Consider the following 15,913-nt stretch of genomic DNA (forward strand, 5'->3'; position numbering starts at 1 on the left):
CTCTCGAGGGGGCAAGAAAATCAAAAGCCAAAGCCAAAGCGAGGCGGCCTGAYAGCCGACCTGATTAAGGGACCTGTCTACGATCCAATTGTGGGAGCAAGCTCGCTCCTTGGGGAACGTGCTCACTAGAATTCAGGTCGGCTGTCAGGCCGCCTCGCTTTGGCTTTAGATTTGGGCGCCCCGTTAAACCACGATGGCTGAACGCAGGCATTGCGCAGTGGGGAAACCGGCAGGACGCCGGTTTAGCCGCGCTGGGCCAGGGATGGCCCATCGCGGCGACCCACGGAGCAATGCTGAAAGTGATCGCGGGCACCAGCGGACATTTCGCTCAGTTCGTGGTCGAGCAGGCGAATACTGCCGCGATCCGGCTTTTGCACGCCGCCGAGCAGGGGCCGCAAAAACTCCACGTCGCGGCGACCCACGGAGCAATGCTGGAGAGAGGGCATGCCGAGCCACAGCGAGGCACCGAGTGGTGGGGCAAGAGCCTTTTGGTTACTTTTGGGCTCTTCAAAAAGTGACTCGCTGTAAGAGCGAAACCATAGGTGGCCGTTACCGCAGCAATGGATATCCCCCCAATCCAGTTCTTAACAACACCATGCTTAAGTGAACAGCATTACGCTCTCAACACGGGGCTTGATGATGCGTTACCAGCGACCGTAATGGGCGCGATAGTAACCACGGGGCGGGCCGTAATAACCTCTGGGTGGTCCGTAATAACCACGGGGTGGCCCGTAATATATTGGCGGCGGAGCGTAGTAGACCGGTTGTTGCACGTAGACCGGTGCCGGCTGGTAATAAACCGGTGGGGGAGGCTGGTAGTAGACCTGTGGCGGTGGGGCGTAGACCGGCTGCGGCGCCACATAGACCGGCCGGTTGGCGTTGATCAGGGCTGAGCCAACGATGGCAGTACCGACGATCGCTCCGAACACCGCCGCATCATTACCGCCGCCATGGGCTTGCGCCTGTCCTGCGACGGCGAGTGCGCCGATCAGCAAGGCTACAGTGGGGATTCGACTGATCATGATGGTTCCTCGATCTGCGACCCGGCGCTTGTGTCTGCAACAGACCCAAGGAATGTCGCGGGGATACTACTAAGACAGCTTTTTTTCGAAATTCAGCACAGCCATTGGGTAAATTTTGTGTAAGGTCTGGATCGACTTTCTGACCGGTGTGTGCCGGTTCGCACAGGCAGGTCAATATCATCGAACAGAACTCGATGGGCTGGCTAATCCCGTCCATCCGAAAGTGCTTTTGAAGGAGCTTTGCATGCAGATGAACCCCAACAAAGACACCCAGCTGTGCATGTCCCTGTCGGCACGCCCCGGGAACTTTGGCCTGCGTTTCCACAATCATCTGTATGAGCAGTTGGGCCTGAACTTCTATTACAAAGCGTTCGCCAGCCACGACCTGCCGGGTGCTGTCGCCGGTATCCGCGCCCTGCGTATTCGTGGCTGCGGCGTGTCGATGCCGTTCAAGGAAGCCAGCATCGCCCTGGTCGATGAGCTGGATGCATCGGCTGCGGCGATTCAGTCGATCAACACCATCGTCAATACCGATGGCCATCTCAAGGCCTACAACACTGACTACATCGCCGTTGCGCAGTTGCTGCAAACCCATGAAGTACCCAAGGATTCGACCTTTGCCCTGCGCGGCAGTGGTGGCATGGCCAAGGCGGTGGCCAGTGCCTTGCGTGATGGCGGCTACAGCAATGGTCTGATCGTGGCCCGTAACGAGGGTGCCGGGCGGGCGCTGGCAGACTCGTTGGGGTATCGGTGGCAAGCCGAGTTGGGTGAGCAGCGTCCGCAGATGCTGATCAACGTGACCCCGGTAGGCATGGACGGCGGACCGGAAGCCGGCCAGTTGGCGTTCGAGGCTGACGTAATCGCACATGCCGAGACTGTCTTTGATGTGGTGGCGATCCCCTCGGAAACACCGCTGATCGTGCAGGCTCGCGCCGCAGGCAAGCGGGTGATCACCGGGCTGGAAGTGATCGCGATCCAGGCGCTTGAGCAGTTTGTGCTCTACACCGGCGTGCGGCCGACAGACGAACAGTTCCAAAAAGCCGTGGCGTTTGCCCGTGGTTGAGGGCTTGGCGGCTTATTGAGCGTGCCGACGCCATCGCGGGCAAGCCCGCTCCCACAAGTTCCGGGCTGGATTGCACATCTGTGATCCAGCCAAGTCAGCTGTGGGAGGATTCTATGGCGGTTACACTCCTCCCATTCTGTAGGAGCGAGCATGCTCGCGATGGTCGTCAACGCTGACGCGGGAAGCCTGCCCCCCCCCCGGCGCTCTCAGGTTTTTCGCGAGCATGCTCGCTCCTACAAGGGATCTGTGGCGGACACAGGCCTCGCATTCGCAGAAGATCAAACTGTAGGAGCGAGCATGCTCGCGATGGTCGTSAACGCTGACGCGGGAAGCCTGACACCCCCCGGCGYTCTCAGGTTTTTCGCGAGCATGCTCGCTCCTACAAGGGATCTGTGGCGGCCACAGGCCTCGCATTCGCAGAAGATCAAACTGTAGGAGCGAGCATGCTCGCGATGGTCGTGAACGCTGACGCGGGAAGCCTGACACCCCCGGCGTTCTCAGGTTCTTCGCGAGCATGCTCGCTCTTACAAGCTGGCTTGCCAGCGATGGCGCCGGTACAGCCAGCACCAATGCCTCGGCCAGGTCGCTTTATTCAAGCCGCGACAGACGCTCCTCGAGCGCCGCAATCCGCGCCTCAAGCTCTTCGATCCGTTCAACCGAAACACCGCTGCCACCGCCACGTTCTACCGGGTTCTGCCGCGCTGCAAGAATCGCCTCGATATCCGCCGGATCGCCCAGTGCGTGCATGTAGCGGTCTTCACGCTGACCGGCCTGACGCGGGATCAACAGCGCCAGACCACGAGCGATCAAGCGCTCCAGCTGATGCACAACCTGTTCAGTGTCTTCGAACTCATGCATGCGACCACTGCGTGTGAGCAGTTCGTTGACCGTCTGCGGGCCGCGCAGGAACAACAGCCCCGTCAGTATCACCTGAGCCGGCACCAGTTCCAGTGCCTTGTCGACCTTGTGTTCCCAGCGATCGGCGCGGCTACCCATTACCAGCCGGGTGAAACCACGGCCTTCGAGGGCGCGCAGGCTCTGGCCGACCTGGCCCTGGGTCAGGTTCATCACTGGTTCGCGACTGGTTTTCTGGTTGCAGGCGATCACCAGGGCATTGAGGGTCAGCGGATAGGTTTCCGGACTGGTGGCCTGCTTCTCGATCAACGAGCCGAGAATGCGGATTTCCGTGCTGTTGAGCCGCGGCTCGTCGAAGGTCTGTTCTTGTTCTGTGCTCATCGCGCTTTCCCTATGCCGTTGAAGCATGCCGTCGAAGCCGCCTAGCCTAATCCTTGCTGGATAAAAGACAAGCCGCAGGAGGGGCGGGCATGGCTATAATCGGTCCACGTTTCCCACCTGCCACTTCACGAGACTGCCATGACCATTTCCCTGTACGACGCTTCCGTCCCTGTTTTCAAGCAAATGCTGAACGCCCTCAGTGACGTGCTGAAAAAAGCCGAAGCCCACGCCACCGCCAAGAACATCGACCCGAACGCTTTCCTGCAGGCTCGCCTATACCCGGACATGTTCCCGCTGGTGCGTCAGGTGCAGATCGCCGTTGATTTCGCCAAGGGTGTTTCCGCGCGCCTGGCCGAAGTCGAGCTACCGAAGTACGACGACACTGAAACCACCTTCGCCGAGCTGCAAGCGCTGATCGCCAAGGTCCTGGCCTTCATCGGCGAGTTCACGCCGGAGCAGATCAACGGCAAGGAAGGCATCGAAATCGTGACCCGTCCGGGTACCCCGAAAGAGAAGCGCTTCTCTGGCCAGTCCTACCTGCTGACCTACGGCCTGCCGCAGTTCTTCTTCCACGTCACCACCACTTACGCACTGCTGCGTCATAACGGTGTGGAAGTGGGCAAGCGCGATTACATGGGCGCGATCTAAACCGTCCAGACGCAAAAAAGCCCCCGCAGCCTGAGGTTGCGGGGGTTTTTTCATAATAGTCTTCTAAACGGCGGACCCTGTGGGAGCCTGCTCGCTCCCACAAGGGATTTTGGATCAGGCCAGGCGTTCGGCTTTCTCTTCTTCACCCAGGCAAGCCGCCGCGGTGAACAGCACATCGGTGGACGAGTTCAACGCCGTCTCCGCCGAGTCCTGCAACACACCAATAATGAAACCAACCGCCACCACCTGCATGGCGATCTCGCTCGGAATGCCGAACAGGCTGCACGCCAGCGGAATCAGCAACAACGAACCACCCGCCACGCCCGACGCGCCGCAGGCGCAGATCGCCGCAACGACGCTAAGCAGAATGGCCGTCGGAATATCCACGGCAATGCCCAGAGTGTGCACGGCCGCGAGGGTCAGCACGGTGATGGTGATTGCAGCGCCAGCCATGTTGATGGTCGCGCCCAGCGGGATCGATACCGAGTAGGTGTCTTCGTGCAGGCCCAGACGCTTGCTCAACTCCAGGTTGACCGGAATGTTCGCGGCCGAACTGCGGGTGAAGAACGCGGTGATGCCACTCTCGCGCAGGCAGGTCAGCACCAGCGGATAAGGGTTGCGACGCAGCTTCCAGAACACGATGGCCGGGTTCATCACCAGCGCCACGAACAGCATGCAGCCCAGCAGTACTGCCAGCAGGTGCGCGTAACCGATCAACGCGCCGAAGCCCGAGGTGGCCAGGGTCGAGGCCACCAGGCCGAAGATGCCCAGTGGGGCGAAGCGAATCACCAGGCGAACGATCAGGGTCACGCCGTTGGACAGATCACCCAGCACCTCACGGGTGGTGTCGCCGGCGTGGCGAATGGCAATGCCCATGCCGATTGCCCAGGCGAGGATGCCGATGAAGTTGGCGTTCATCAGTGCACTGACCGGGTTATCCACAACGCTCAACAGCAGGCTTTGCAGGACTTCGCCGATACCGCCCGGCGCTGTCACCGCGACGTCGTGGGTGGAAAGCGCCAGGCTCGACGGGAACATCATGCTGGCAACCACTGCTACCACGGCCGCAGCGAAGGTACCCAGCAGATACAGGAACAGGATCGGGCGGATATGGGTTTCCTGGCCGTGCTTGTGGTTGGCGATCGAGGCCATGACCAGCACAAATACGAGGATCGGTGCGACTGCTTTCAGGGCGGAGACGAAGACCTTGCCGATGAATGCACTGGATTTGGCTATCTCAGGCGCAAACAGGGCCAGGGCAATACCGGCGATCAGGCCGATAACGATTTGCGTGACCAGGCTGGTGCGTTTCAGGCGTTGCAATAGCGAGGAGGATGAAGCGCTCATAAAAACGGCATCTCTGATGTTTTTTTTAAAATGCAGGGTTTTCGCAGGTTTGCAGCACAAAAAGGGCAGGCCGCGGGCGGGAAACCGAGAGGTGGAATACAGGGTGTACGTTTTTCAGGGCGCGGATTTTATCACAGCGTAGGACCGATCCTTCAGGCCTGTGACGAAGTGCCGCTCAGGCATCAGCGCTTTTTGCAGGTTCGTGCAACCGCCTTTGCGGTCACTCTGTTAAGCTTCGCCATCCTCATTTTCATGTCTGCCAGTGGGCCTTCGGGCTATCACTGCTGTTGTTGTTTTCTGGAGTTTTGCATGCGGTTGTTGCCCATCCTTCTGTTGTCCGCCGCCGGTTTCACGGTGCTGACCACGGAATTCATCATTGTCGGCCTGTTGCCGGCCGTCGCCCGGGACCTGGATGTCAGCATCCCGCAGGCCGGTCTGCTGGTGACCCTGTTTGCCTTCACCGTTGCCGCGTTCGGCCCGTTCCTCACCGCGTATTTCGCCCGTTTCGAGCGGCGCAAGCTGTTCATTTCGGTGCTGATCCTGTTCGGCCTGGCCAATACCCTGGCCGCGCTGGCGCCGAATATCTGGGTAATGGCGTTCGCCCGGTTGGTTCCTGCGCTGGGGCTGCCAGTGTTCTGGGCGCTGGCCAGTGAAACGGCGGTGGACATTGTCGGGCCGGACTACGCCGGGCGCGCCATCGCCAAAATCGGCTTCGGCATCGTCTGTGCCACGGTGTTCGGCATTCCGGTGGGCACACTGATCTCCGATGCGTTCGGCTGGCGAAGCGCTTTCGGCCTGTTGGCACTCATCGCGTTTGCCAAGGCGTTACTGCTGTTTATCTACCTGCCGAAAACCAGCCTGCATCAGCATCAGGTCAGCTTCATTTCGCAGTTCAAGATCCTGCGCAGTCCTTTGATGCAGGGTCATGTATTGCTGTCGGTGGTGGTGTTCAGCGGCATGTTCACCGCTTACACCTACCTGGCTGACATCCTCGAGCGTCTGGCCGGCTTTAACGGTACCCTGGTCGGCTGGTGCCTGATGGGCTTCGGTGCGGTGGGGTTGATCGGCAACTCCCTGGGCGGGCGCGCGGTGGATCGCCATCCGCTGATAGCTTCGATGATGTTCTGTGCATTCATGATTGCCGGCCTGGTGACACTGGTGCCGAACATTCATTCGCCCCTCGGACTGGCCGCAGCCATGGGTATCTGGGGCGTGACCCAGGCCGCGTTGTTCCTGGTCAGCCATGTGCGCCTGATGAAAGCTGCGCCCGAGGCACCGGCGTTTGCCGCTTCGCTGAACATTGCCGGGGCCAACCTCGGCATTGGCCTGGGCGCGATGATCGGCGGTCGGGTGATCGACAGCGTCGGCCTGCAAGGACTGGGCTTCGCGGCTGCCGGATTCATCCTGGCCTCGATTCTGCTGGCAATGGCGCTGATGACCTTCAAACCCCGTGAGGTCTGCGCCTAAGCGTCATATTGCGGTAAACAGTTCGCGTCGGGCACCTTCGGTAATGGCGACAATACCCGGGTGCTTGACCTTGCGCTCCACCGAAATGGCGTAGAACGACTCGCTCACCGCGTCGGTCTGGCCGATCACCTCGACGCCACACTGGCGTTTCACTTCATCGGCAATCACGCTCGGCCCGATGAAGATTCCGCTGCCGGACTGCCCGAAGGCCTGCATTAACGCGCTGTCGTCGAACTCGCCGACGATCTGCGGCTGGATCTGCTGATCGGCGAACCAGCGCTGCAAGCGGTTGCGCACCACGGTTTCCGGGCCGGGAATCAGTAAGGGCGCGCCGTGCAGATTGCGCGGGAAATCCTCGCCGTAGCGTGCTGCCAGTTGCGCGGTGGCAAAGAAGCTGATCCCGCATTCGCCGAGTTTCTGGCTGTAGCCTTTGATATCCAGGTGGGACGGCATCGGGCTGTCGGAAATCACCAGGTCCAGGCGCTGGATTGCCAGGTCGGCGAGCAGACGCTCCAGTTTGTCTTCGCGGCAGGTGATGCGCAGCGGCTCGCTCAGCTCCATGGTCGGCGCGATCAGGCGATAGACGATGGACTTGGGCACCACGTCGGCCACGCCGACACGGAACAGAATCTGCTGTTCATTGGGTTGAGCCCGCAACATCAGCTCCAGCTCGCCACCCAGTTGAAACATTTGCTCGGCGTAGGGCAGGGTCTGGCGCCCGGCTTCCGTCAGTTCAAGCTGCCGGCCGACCCGGCGAAACAGCTCGATGCCATAGGTCTGCTCCAGCAGCGAAATCTGCCCGCTGATGGTTTGCGGGGTCAGGTTCAGTTGCTCGCAGGCGCGGACAATGCTGCCGGTTTTGGCCACGACCCAGAAATAGTGCAACTGCCGGTAATTCAACATACATATCCCCGCGTTTTAAAAGCCCAGCATGTCATTTGAAAAGTGTTCGTAAAAACCGAAGTATACTCGGTAAAAATACGAATTTTCCTGAAGTATCACTCCCCCTAGAATGCTTCGCTATCAACGGGCCATCGGTTGGGCCTGTTCGTTCTATCGAGGAAAGCATCATGAAGCTTAAAACCACGGCGCTGTTGTTTACGTCTTTACTGCTACTGGCCGGTTGCGACCAGGCCGAGAAAAGCGCTCAACAGTTGATGGGCAAGGCTGCCGAAAGCGCCAAACAGGCGATCGACGACACCCACAAGGCCGCCGAACAAGCGCTCAGCGATGCCACTGGCGGCTTGATCACCAAGAAAGAGCCAGCGGAAAAAGATGCGCAACAAGCTGAATCCACATCCCAGGAAATCTAAACGTTTAACGAGTCAGGACTGACCCATGGAATACCTTTTAGAACTTGCTGCAAGCCCTACTGCCTGGGTCGCCCTGGCCACCCTGGTAGTGATGGAGATCGTCCTCGGGATCGATAACCTGATCTTTATCTCGATCCTGACCAACAAACTGCCCCTGCAGAATCGGCAGAAGGCACGGCGCATCGGTATCGGCATGGCGCTGATCCTGCGTTTGGGCCTGCTTAGCACCATCGCTTTCATTGTTCAGTTGACTGCGCCGGTGATCGAAATTCTCGGCCACGCGTTTTCCTGGAAGGACATGATCCTGATCGCCGGTGGTCTGTTCCTGTTGTGGAAGGCGACCACTGAAATCCATCACAGCATGGACCCGGCACCGGAAGATCCGAAATCGGCCACTTCGACCGTGACCCTGGGTTTTGCCGCAGCGATCGGGCAGATCCTGCTGCTGGACATGGTGTTCTCCATCGACAGCATTATCACCGCTGTCGGCATGACCGAGCACTTGCCTATCATGATCATCGCGGTGGTGGTGTCGGTACTGGTGATGTTGCTGGCGGCTGATCCCCTGGCCAAGTTCATCAACGAAAACCCGACGGTGGTGATGCTGGCCCTGGGCTTTTTGATCATGATCGGCATGACCCTGATTGCCGAAGGCTTCGGCGCCCATGTACCGAAAGGTTATGTGTATGCGGCGATGACATTCTCGGCGGCGATCGAAGTGTTGAACATGATGCGCAGAAACAGGCAGAAGCGGCTTACCGCCCAGGCTTGATCCTCACCGAACAGAAACGGCCGCCTGAACTCCATGGAGTGCAGGCGGCCGTTTTGGTTTACAGGGGAGTTTTGCTCAGTGGGCGTTGGCATGTCGGGCGGACGACTCTTCGGTTTTCACCAGAGGCGCCGGTTGAGCAGGGGGATGATGGTGGTGCCGACGGGCAATGCGCAGCACGCCCCACAACATGGCGGCGGCCACGGCCAACCAGCCGCAAACCAACATTGCAATGATCATCACCAGGCTCATCAGTGCCTCCTCTTTGCCCCGCGGCAGCGTACTCTTCGCTTATCGCTCTCTTCAGATGACAGTCTAGTCCTTGCTGTATTTCAGGCTATTGACCGAAGGTCGACTGTGATCAACCAGTTCGCTCTATCGAATTCACTTAACTGGTGCTTGAGGCTATACCGCCGGGGCGTGGCACCCTATGATCGCGGTCAAGCCGGGCCTGTGTTTGCCTGGAACCTGAACAAGGGAGTGATGATGGCAAGGGTGTTTTCACGAGTTGTTTCGACGGCACTGATTGCCGGCTGCATCGCGAGCCTCGCCGGGTGCGCCGGCAGTGTTGCGCCCGAGATCAAGCGTCTGCCGGAGCGTGTCGAGCTCAGTGGTCGGTTCTACCGTGGCGAGGCCTATCAAAGCGGGCCGCAGGTGCTGGCCAGCCTGTTGTCCCAGCAAGGGATCGTGATCACGCCAGGTCTGCTCGACAAACCCCTGCATTTGCCGGGAGGTGAAGCGCAGTTGCAACAGAACATGCAAAACCTTGCCCGCGAGTACGGCATGGTTGTCTATCCCCTCGACAGCACACTGCCGGCCCTGCTGACCCAGGTGGCGGCAGGGTATCCGGTGATGGTTCGTTTCACCGAGGGCTCGGCGCTGTGGGCTGAACCGCGTTATGCCATTCTCTCCGGTTACAACCGCCAGAAACAGACTGTCCTGCTGCGCGCCGGGATGAATCGCCACGAGCTGATGAGCTTCAGCGCCTTCGAGTCGTCGTTCAAAGATGCAGGAGGCTGGGCGGTGTTGATCCAGAACCCGACACAGATTCCGGCTCAGGTCGATCAGCAGCGCTGGCTGAAGGCTGCGCAGGATCTGGCTCAGGCCGGGCAGGAACAGGCGGCCGCCAAAGCGAAAAAGGCGCTCGCTGCCCGTTGACTCCGTTCGTCACCCACCGGGCACCGCTGGTAGTTTTCAGCCTCTTATCTGTACGGGCCCGAAATTTTTCGGGCCGTGATTCAGGAGGCGCCCATGGCTCATTCCAATACGCCCGACGGCCCGCACTCATCCGAGCATTCCTCCGGTGATGACCTGGGGTTTGATCCCGACTCTCCGGACGTCAGCGACCCTCAGGTCGATCCCACGGGGCCGGCCAAGGCGCCCCGGGACGTGAAGCCGGACGACAATTCCAAGGCGCCCGCCAAGCCTTACGATCCGCTGGGTGATCTCAAACCTTAGGTTCAAACCAGGTTCAATGGAGGTGTGCATGACTACCGATTCGAGTTTCGACGACAAACGTCCGGAAACCGTCCCCACCACGCCGGAACAGGACGTGGACCCGGTGATGGATCCGGACAGTCCGATGCGCGATCCGCTGGCGCGTCCTGTTGTAGCACCAACCGAACGGCCCAACGGTCGGCACGATCCGAGCGCCGGCGATGGCATCCCGGATGATGATCAGATGCCGTTGCCCAATGACTGAGTGAAATGAAAAAGCCCCGAATGTTCGGGGCTTTTTGTTTACTGGAATAGCGGTTTTACTTCGACGCTTCAATAACGCCGGTTTGGCGTTGCTTGAGGTTCTTGTCCGACTTGTACTGCAAAGCCACCGAAGGCACATCCGCGCTGCGACCGCTTTCAACCCAGTCACGAATGCGTGTGGCGTCGGCAAAGTGCGTGTACTTGCCATAGGCATCGAGAATGACCAGGGCAACCGGACGGTTAGCCATGTGCGTGACCAGTACCAGGCAATGACCGGCCGGATTGGTAAAGCCGGTCTTGGTCAGTTCGATGTTCCAGTCCGGCTTGCGGACCAAATGGTCGGTATTGCGAAAACCCAGGCTGTAGTTGGGTTTGCGAAACGACACGGTTTTTTCCTTGGTGGTACTGAGCTCGGTCAGCATCGGGTGCTTATGAGCGGCGACCAGCAGTTTGCTCAGGTCGCGGGCGGTGGACACGTTGCGTGGCGACAGGCCGGTCGGCTCGACGAAGTGGGTGCTGGTCATGCCCAGTGCCCTGGCTTTGGCGTTCATCGCGGCAATGAACGCCGCGTAACCACCCGGGTAGTGGTGAGCCAGGCTCGCGGCGGCACGGTTTTCCGAAGACATCAGCGCAATCAGCAGCATTTCCCGGCGCGGCATCTCACTGTTGAGCTTGACCCGCGAATACACGCCTTTCATTTCCGGGGTGTCGCGGATGTTTATGCTGATGTATTCGTCCATGTTCTGGCGAGCTTCAACCACCACCAGGCCAGTCATCAGCTTGCTGACGGACGCGATCGGTACCACAACGTCCGGATTGTTGGCGTAAATGACTTTGTTGGTCTGCATATCCATCAGCAGCGTACTGCCGGAGGCGAGCTTGAGTCGTGTCGTATCTCGAGGCGCCGCTGTGGTTTCGCCAGCGTTGGCGGTCGGCGCGATTAAAGTCCCTGCGACTGCAAAAAATAGGCTCAGGATAGAAAGACGAATTTTCACGCTGGCAGACTCATAAAGTGTTGATAAGCCGTTTGTAACGGGCTATTTCGTAAAAAGCGCGACATTCTGGAGTATGGCTGAATAACTGTCGATGGTTGTTCAAGCAGCAGGCGAAAGTCCTGTAAAACATGAAAAAAAAGTCATTTTCCGGCGGATGGTCGCGCTTTTGTTGCAGACAAAAAGAACCCCGCCATTGGCGGGGTTCCTTGAACCGCTGGTTATCGACGCGCCGGGACTCAGCTGTGCAGGGTTTCCGCTGCGTACAGCGTGTTTTCCAGCAGGCAGGCGCGGGTCATCGGGCCGACACCGCCTGGTACCGGAGTGATCCAGCCAGCGCGGGGCAGGGCGGTTTCGTAAATCACGTCACCAACCAGCTTGCCGTCTTCCTGGCGGTTGATGCCAACGTCGATCACGATCGCGCCTTCCTTGATCCATTCACCCTTGACCAGGCCCGGTTTACCGGCGGCGACCACCACCAGATCGGCACGGCCGACGTGACCGGCCAGATCCTTGGTGAAGCGGTGAGTGACGGTCACGGTGCATCCGGCCAGCAACAGTTCCATGGCCATCGGGCGGCCAACAATGTTGGAAGCCCCGACCACCACGGCATTCATGCCGTACAGATCGGCACCGGTGCTTTCCAGCAGGGTCATGATGCCTTTAGGGGTGCATGGACGCAGAAGGGGAATGCGCTGGGCCAGGCGACCGACGTTATAAGGATGGAAACCGTCGACGTCCTTGTCTGGACGAATGCGCTCCAGCAGTTTCGATGCGTCCAGGTGTTCAGGCAGCGGAAGCTGAAGCAGGACGCCGTCGATTGCCGGGTCGTCGTTCAGGCGATCAATCAGATCGGTGAGCGCTTGCTGAGTGGTTTCGGAAGGCAGGTCATAGGCTTGGGAAAGAAAGCCGACCTCTTCACAGTCTTTACGCTTGTGCGAGACATAAACCTGAGAGGCGGGATCGCTGCCGACCAGGATCACCGCAAGGCCAGGCGTGCGCAGGCCCTGCTGGCGACGCTCGTTGACCCGTTGGGCGATCTGCTGGCGCAGGCTGGCGGCGATCGATTTGCCGTCGATTAGTTGTGCAGTCATTGCGCGTGATTAACCATCGAGAGGGGAAAAAAAGAGAACGCATTCTCGCATGTCATGCGGTGAGGGCAAAGGCGCTTGGTCTGCAAATTCCCCTAAGCCCTTTAATTAAATGAATTTTTTTTAAAAAAGGTTTGACGGCCTTTGGGGGGCTCTATACTATTCGTCGCACTTGTCGGGCACAGCCTAGCACTGGTTGAGAAGGTTGAGCGGAATCAAGGTTCTGCAAAACTGAAAAGCACTTAGTTTGTAGTCCTTCAAGGGTACAGCTAACAAGGCGCCCGTAGCTCAGCTGGATAGAGCATCCGCCTTCTAAGCGGATGGTCGCAGGTTCGAGTCCTGCCGGGTGCGCCATTAGGCAGCATTGGCACAAGTAGCGCGATATGGTGGGCGTAGCTCAGTTGGTAGAGCACGGGATTGTGACTCCCGTTGTCGTGGGTTCGATCCCCATCGTCCACCCCATATTTCGAAAGGCGCCAGATTAACAGTCTGGCGCCTTTGCTTTAAAAGCTTCACTCCGCGGATGTGGTGGAATTGGTAGACACACTGGATTTAGGTTCCAGCGCCGCGAGGCGTAAGAGTTCGAGTCTCTTCATCCGCACCAAATAAAGCTTCATTCATGTCGAGCGACAGGATTGGGGTTCAACAGAGAAGTTGTTTGGCTTCTTTGTCACGCAATATGGTGGGCGTAGCTCAGTTGGTAGAGCACGGGATTGTGACTCCCGTTGTCGTGGGTTCGATCCCCATCGTCCACCCCATATTTCGAAAAGGCGCCAGATTTAACAGTCTGGCGCCTTTTTTTGTTTTGGTGGTCCGAGTTTCGGCGACCGCGGGTTCCGGGTCGCAGGGTGGGGCGTTTCGTCGTATTTGTGTTTCTCGATGATGCCGCGCTGCCCGCCGGTCTTGCACGCAGGGCTGGCTGTCAGGGAAATGATTGGCAACGCTTCTATATAAGGAAGGGTTGGCGCAGAGCCTTGGCGTCTTTGGCTGTATTCGTCACGGGAGCGGGGTGCATTCGTGCATTCGCACCTATAAATTGCCTGCTGCGTTTTTACCCGTTTTCAGTAGGGTGACTTCTTGAGTTTGACCCACTAGAATGCATGCCCTTGATTCTGGGGTCGGAAACGGCCGGCTAACGTCTGTGCAACGAGGAATATCCATGCAAGTTTCTGTTGAAAATACTACTGCTCTTGAGCGCCGCATGAGCGTCACCGTGCCGGCTGAGCGCATCGAGAGCCAGGTCAACAAGCGTCTGCAGCAGACCGCCCAAAAGGCCAAGATTGCTGGCTTCCGTCCAGGCAAAGTGCCAATGAGCGAAATCAAGCGCCGCTTTGGTGCTGATGCTCGCCAGGAAGCTGTAGGCGACGTGATCCAGTCTTCCTTCTATGAAGCTGTGGTTGAGCAGAAGCTGAACCCGGCCGGTTCGCCTTCGATCGAGCCTAAATCCCTGGAAGCTGGCAAGGATCTGGAATACGTCGCAGTTTTCGAAGTGTTCCCTGAGTTCACCGTTGCCGGTTTCGACGGTATCACCGTAGAGCGCCTGAGCGCTGACGTGACCGATGCCGATCTGGACAAGATGCTGGAAATCCTGCGCAAGCAGAACACTCGTTTCGAAGTGGCCGATCGCGCTGCCCAGAACGAAGACCAGCTGAACATCGATTTCGTCGGCAAGGTCGACGGTGAAGTGTTCGCTGGTGGTTCCGCCAAGGGTACTCAGCTGGTTCTGGGTTCCGGCCGTATGATCCCTGGCTTCGAAGACGGTCTGGTTGGCGCTAAAGCCGGCGAAGAGCGCGTTCTGAACCTGACCTTCCCAGAGGACTACCAGAACCTCGACCTGGCTGGCAAAACCGCTGAGTTCACCGTTACCGTGAACACTGTTTCCGAGCCAAAACTGCCAGAACTGACCGAAGAATTCTTCGCTCAATTCGGCATCAAGGAAACCGGCCTGGAAGGCTTCCGCACCGAAGTTCGCAAGAACATGGAGCGCGAACTGCGTCAGGCGATCAAATCCAAGGTCAAGAATCAGGTAATGGACGGTCTGCTGGCCACCAACCCGATCGAAGTACCAAAGGCTCTGCTGTCCAACGAAGTTGACCGTCTGCGTGTGCAGGCTGTTCAGCAGTTCGGTGGCAACATCAAGCCTGACCAACTGCCGGCCGAGCTGTTCGAAGAACAAGCCAAGCGCCGCGTGGTGCTGGGTCTGATCGTGGCTGAAGTGGTCAAGCAATTCGACCTCAAGCCAGACGAAGCCCGCGTTCGCGAGATGATTCAGGAAATGGCTTCGGCCTACCAGGAGCCTGAGCAAGTTGTATCCTGGTATTACAAAAACGACCAGCAACTGAACGAAGTCCGTTCGGTTGTGCTGGAAGAGCAAGTTGTGGATACTGTTCTGCAGAAAGCTAGCGTGACCGACAAATCGGTCTCTTACGAAGAAGCGGTCAAGCCGGTAGAAGCTCCACAAGCCGACTGATTGATTTTGCGTTAGAAGCACACACCATAAGCCAGCTCTCGAGCTGGCTTATGCGTATTCAAGACATAACTATTTGGGAGTGACTGCAGAGCATGTTCCGTAATTCCTATATTCAGCAGAACTCTGATATCCAGGCCGCAGGCGGCCTGGTCCCGATGGTTGTCGAGCAGTCCGCTCGTGGCGAGCGCGCCTACGACATCTATTCGCGCCTGCTCAAGGAGCGAGTGATCTTTCTGGTGGGCCCTGTAGAGGACTACATGGCCAACCTGATCTGTGCGCAACTGCTGTTCCTTGAAGCGGAAAACCCGGACAAGGACATCCATCTCTACATCAACTCCCCGGGTGGTTCGGTGACAGCGGGCATGTCGATCTACGACACCATGCAGTTCATCAAGCCAAACGTGTCGACCACCTGTATCGGTCAGGCGTGCAGCATGGGCGCGTTCCTGCTGACGGCCGGAGCACAAGGCAAGCGTTACTGCCTGCCGAACTCGCGCGTGATGATTCACCAGCCACTGGGCGGTTTCCAGGGCCAGGCGTCGGATATCGAAATCCATGCCAAGGAAATCCTCTTCATTCGCGAGCGTCTCAACACGCTGATGGCCAAGCACAGCGGCCGCACTCTGGAAGAAATCGAGCGCGATACCAATCGCGACAACTTCATGAGTGCAGAGGCTGCGAAGGAATACGGGTTGATCGACGAAGTGATCAACCAGCGCCCAGCTTAAAAATAAGCAGCTCAAAATAGGCTTGGTCGGCGCGTCTGATCAGCGGCGGGCTTGAAAAAGCCCGCA

17 protein-coding genes, 4 tRNA genes and 1 pseudogene are annotated in these 15,913 nt (G+C 58.5%); 14 read left to right on the forward strand and 8 right to left on the reverse strand.

Annotation, left to right across the window (positions count from 1 at the left end; genetic code table 11):
* Positions 1–293: 293 nt before the first annotated feature.
* Both ASE98_RS26725 and ASE98_RS21905 read right to left on the reverse strand, forming a co-directional pair.
* Positions 294–389 (reverse strand): annotated as a pseudogene (locus ASE98_RS26725) (ABC transporter ATP-binding protein); the annotation flags it as partial.
* 255 nt (positions 390–644) lie between these two features.
* Positions 645–1,022 (reverse strand): hypothetical protein, encoded by a 378-nt coding sequence (locus tag ASE98_RS21905; RefSeq protein WP_060543407.1) that lies wholly within the window; start codon positions 1,020–1,022, stop codon positions 645–647.
* Between the two features lie 244 nt (positions 1,023–1,266).
* Between ASE98_RS21905 and ASE98_RS21910 the strand changes: the two genes are divergently transcribed.
* Positions 1,267–2,085 (forward strand): shikimate 5-dehydrogenase, encoded by an 819-nt coding sequence (locus ASE98_RS21910; protein ID WP_060543408.1) that lies wholly within the window; start codon positions 1,267–1,269, stop codon positions 2,083–2,085.
* A gap of 588 nt (positions 2,086–2,673) precedes the next feature.
* Here ASE98_RS21910 and ASE98_RS21920 read toward each other — a convergent pair.
* Entirely contained in the window at positions 2,674–3,321 is a 648-nt protein-coding gene (locus ASE98_RS21920; protein ID WP_060543410.1) for a YceH family protein, read from the reverse strand.
* 138 nt (positions 3,322–3,459) lie between these two features.
* Between ASE98_RS21920 and ASE98_RS21925 the strand changes: the two genes are divergently transcribed.
* Positions 3,460–3,969 (forward strand): DUF1993 domain-containing protein, encoded by a 510-nt coding sequence (locus tag ASE98_RS21925; RefSeq protein ID WP_060543411.1) that lies wholly within the window; start codon positions 3,460–3,462, stop codon positions 3,967–3,969.
* 114 nt (positions 3,970–4,083) lie between these two features.
* On the opposite strand, the gene sstT is transcribed toward ASE98_RS21925, so the two are convergent.
* Entirely contained in the window at positions 4,084–5,316 is a 1,233-nt protein-coding gene (sstT, locus tag ASE98_RS21930) for a serine/threonine transporter SstT (protein ID WP_060543412.1), read from the reverse strand.
* Positions 5,317–5,625: 309 nt separating this feature from the next.
* On the opposite strand from sstT, the gene ASE98_RS21935 reads away from it, so the two are divergent.
* Positions 5,626–6,783, forward strand: coding sequence for an MFS transporter (locus tag ASE98_RS21935; protein WP_060543413.1), 1,158 nt, complete (start codon positions 5,626–5,628; stop codon positions 6,781–6,783).
* Between the two features lie 3 nt (positions 6,784–6,786).
* Here ASE98_RS21935 and nhaR read toward each other — a convergent pair whose 3' ends face one another.
* Positions 6,787–7,686 (reverse strand): transcriptional activator NhaR, encoded by a 900-nt coding sequence (gene nhaR / locus ASE98_RS21940; RefSeq protein WP_060543414.1) that lies wholly within the window; start codon positions 7,684–7,686, stop codon positions 6,787–6,789.
* A 167-nt stretch (positions 7,687–7,853) separates the two neighbouring features.
* Between nhaR and ASE98_RS21945 the strand changes: the two genes are divergently transcribed.
* Positions 7,854–8,096 carry a hypothetical protein gene (locus tag ASE98_RS21945; RefSeq protein WP_060543415.1) on the forward strand — a complete coding sequence of 81 codons (243 nt, stop codon included), beginning with the start codon at positions 7,854–7,856 and terminating at the stop codon, positions 8,094–8,096.
* Positions 8,097–8,121: 25 nt separating this feature from the next.
* Positions 8,122–8,868: a TerC family protein gene (locus ASE98_RS21950; protein ID WP_060543416.1), complete on the forward strand. Its 747-nt coding sequence runs from the start codon at positions 8,122–8,124 to the stop codon at positions 8,866–8,868.
* Between the two features lie 75 nt (positions 8,869–8,943).
* On the opposite strand, the gene ASE98_RS26975 is transcribed toward ASE98_RS21950, so the two are convergent.
* Positions 8,944–9,117: a hypothetical protein gene (locus ASE98_RS26975; protein ID WP_177336996.1), complete on the reverse strand. Its 174-nt coding sequence runs from the start codon at positions 9,115–9,117 to the stop codon at positions 8,944–8,946.
* A 234-nt stretch (positions 9,118–9,351) separates the two neighbouring features.
* Here ASE98_RS26975 and ASE98_RS21955 point away from each other — a divergent pair, with 234 nt between their 5' ends.
* The 3 genes from ASE98_RS21955 to ASE98_RS21965 all read left to right on the forward strand — a co-directional run bounded on the left by ASE98_RS21955 (position 9,352) and on the right by ASE98_RS21965 (position 10,567).
* On the forward strand, positions 9,352–10,023 hold the full coding sequence (locus tag ASE98_RS21955) for a peptidase C39 family protein (RefSeq protein WP_236707822.1): 672 nt from the start codon (positions 9,352–9,354) through the stop codon (positions 10,021–10,023).
* A gap of 93 nt (positions 10,024–10,116) precedes the next feature.
* Positions 10,117–10,323, forward strand: a complete 207-nt coding sequence (locus ASE98_RS21960; protein ID WP_060543417.1) for a DUF6021 family protein — start codon at positions 10,117–10,119, stop codon at positions 10,321–10,323.
* Positions 10,324–10,351: 28 nt separating this feature from the next.
* Positions 10,352–10,567, forward strand: a complete 216-nt coding sequence (locus tag ASE98_RS21965; RefSeq protein WP_060543418.1) for a hypothetical protein — start codon at positions 10,352–10,354, stop codon at positions 10,565–10,567.
* 55 nt (positions 10,568–10,622) lie between these two features.
* Here the strand turns inward: ASE98_RS21965 and pbpG are convergent, their stop codons facing one another.
* Together pbpG and folD are read right to left on the reverse strand one after the other, a co-directional pair.
* Positions 10,623–11,561: a D-alanyl-D-alanine endopeptidase gene (gene pbpG, locus ASE98_RS21970; protein WP_060543419.1), complete on the reverse strand. Its 939-nt coding sequence runs from the start codon at positions 11,559–11,561 to the stop codon at positions 10,623–10,625.
* Between the two features lie 236 nt (positions 11,562–11,797).
* A complete protein-coding gene (gene folD / locus ASE98_RS21975; protein WP_060543420.1) occupies positions 11,798–12,652 on the reverse strand; it encodes a bifunctional methylenetetrahydrofolate dehydrogenase/methenyltetrahydrofolate cyclohydrolase FolD in 855 nt (284 codons plus the stop codon).
* Between the two features lie 274 nt (positions 12,653–12,926).
* Between folD and ASE98_RS21980 the strand changes: the two genes are divergently transcribed.
* The 6 genes from ASE98_RS21980 (at position 12,927) to clpP (ending at position 15,847) form a co-directional block, all read left to right on the forward strand.
* Positions 12,927–13,003, forward strand: a tRNA-Arg gene (locus ASE98_RS21980).
* 32 nt (positions 13,004–13,035) lie between these two features.
* Positions 13,036–13,111 (forward strand) — tRNA-His (locus ASE98_RS21985).
* Between the two features lie 57 nt (positions 13,112–13,168).
* A tRNA-Leu gene (locus ASE98_RS21990) sits at positions 13,169–13,253 on the forward strand.
* A gap of 78 nt (positions 13,254–13,331) precedes the next feature.
* Positions 13,332–13,407 (forward strand) — tRNA-His (locus ASE98_RS21995).
* A 401-nt stretch (positions 13,408–13,808) separates the two neighbouring features.
* Positions 13,809–15,119 (forward strand): trigger factor, encoded by a 1,311-nt coding sequence (tig, locus tag ASE98_RS22000; RefSeq protein WP_060543421.1) that lies wholly within the window; start codon positions 13,809–13,811, stop codon positions 15,117–15,119.
* Between the two features lie 92 nt (positions 15,120–15,211).
* Positions 15,212–15,847, forward strand: a complete 636-nt coding sequence (clpP, locus tag ASE98_RS22005; protein WP_060543422.1) for an ATP-dependent Clp endopeptidase proteolytic subunit ClpP — start codon at positions 15,212–15,214, stop codon at positions 15,845–15,847.
* Positions 15,848–15,913 lie beyond the last annotated feature (66 nt).

Source organism: Pseudomonas sp. Leaf48, from assembly GCF_001421885.1.
GTDB lineage: Bacteria > Pseudomonadota > Gammaproteobacteria > Pseudomonadales > Pseudomonadaceae > Aquipseudomonas.

Coding starts and splice junctions, on each gene's coding strand:
- ASE98_RS21905 (WP_060543407.1), bottom strand. CDS start 1,022: ATGATCAGTCGAATCCCCACTGTAGCCTTGCTGATCGGCGCACTCGCC.
- ASE98_RS21910 (WP_060543408.1), top strand. CDS start 1,267: ATGCAGATGAACCCCAACAAAGACACCCAGCTGTGCATGTCCCTGTCG.
- ASE98_RS21920 (WP_060543410.1), bottom strand. CDS start 3,321: ATGAGCACAGAACAAGAACAGACCTTCGACGAGCCGCGGCTCAACAGC.
- ASE98_RS21925 (WP_060543411.1), top strand. CDS start 3,460: ATGACCATTTCCCTGTACGACGCTTCCGTCCCTGTTTTCAAGCAAATG.
- sstT (WP_060543412.1), bottom strand. CDS start 5,316: ATGAGCGCTTCATCCTCCTCGCTATTGCAACGCCTGAAACGCACCAGC.
- ASE98_RS21935 (WP_060543413.1), top strand. CDS start 5,626: ATGCGGTTGTTGCCCATCCTTCTGTTGTCCGCCGCCGGTTTCACGGTG.
- nhaR (WP_060543414.1), bottom strand. CDS start 7,686: ATGTTGAATTACCGGCAGTTGCACTATTTCTGGGTCGTGGCCAAAACC.
- ASE98_RS21945 (WP_060543415.1), top strand. CDS start 7,854: ATGAAGCTTAAAACCACGGCGCTGTTGTTTACGTCTTTACTGCTACTG.
- ASE98_RS21950 (WP_060543416.1), top strand. CDS start 8,122: ATGGAATACCTTTTAGAACTTGCTGCAAGCCCTACTGCCTGGGTCGCC.
- ASE98_RS26975 (WP_177336996.1), bottom strand. CDS start 9,117: ATGAGCCTGGTGATGATCATTGCAATGTTGGTTTGCGGCTGGTTGGCC.
- ASE98_RS21955 (WP_236707822.1), top strand. CDS start 9,352: ATGGCAAGGGTGTTTTCACGAGTTGTTTCGACGGCACTGATTGCCGGC.
- ASE98_RS21960 (WP_060543417.1), top strand. CDS start 10,117: ATGGCTCATTCCAATACGCCCGACGGCCCGCACTCATCCGAGCATTCC.
- ASE98_RS21965 (WP_060543418.1), top strand. CDS start 10,352: ATGACTACCGATTCGAGTTTCGACGACAAACGTCCGGAAACCGTCCCC.
- folD (WP_060543420.1), bottom strand. CDS start 12,652: ATGACTGCACAACTAATCGACGGCAAATCGATCGCCGCCAGCCTGCGC.
- tig (WP_060543421.1), top strand. CDS start 13,809: ATGCAAGTTTCTGTTGAAAATACTACTGCTCTTGAGCGCCGCATGAGC.
- clpP (WP_060543422.1), top strand. CDS start 15,212: ATGTTCCGTAATTCCTATATTCAGCAGAACTCTGATATCCAGGCCGCA.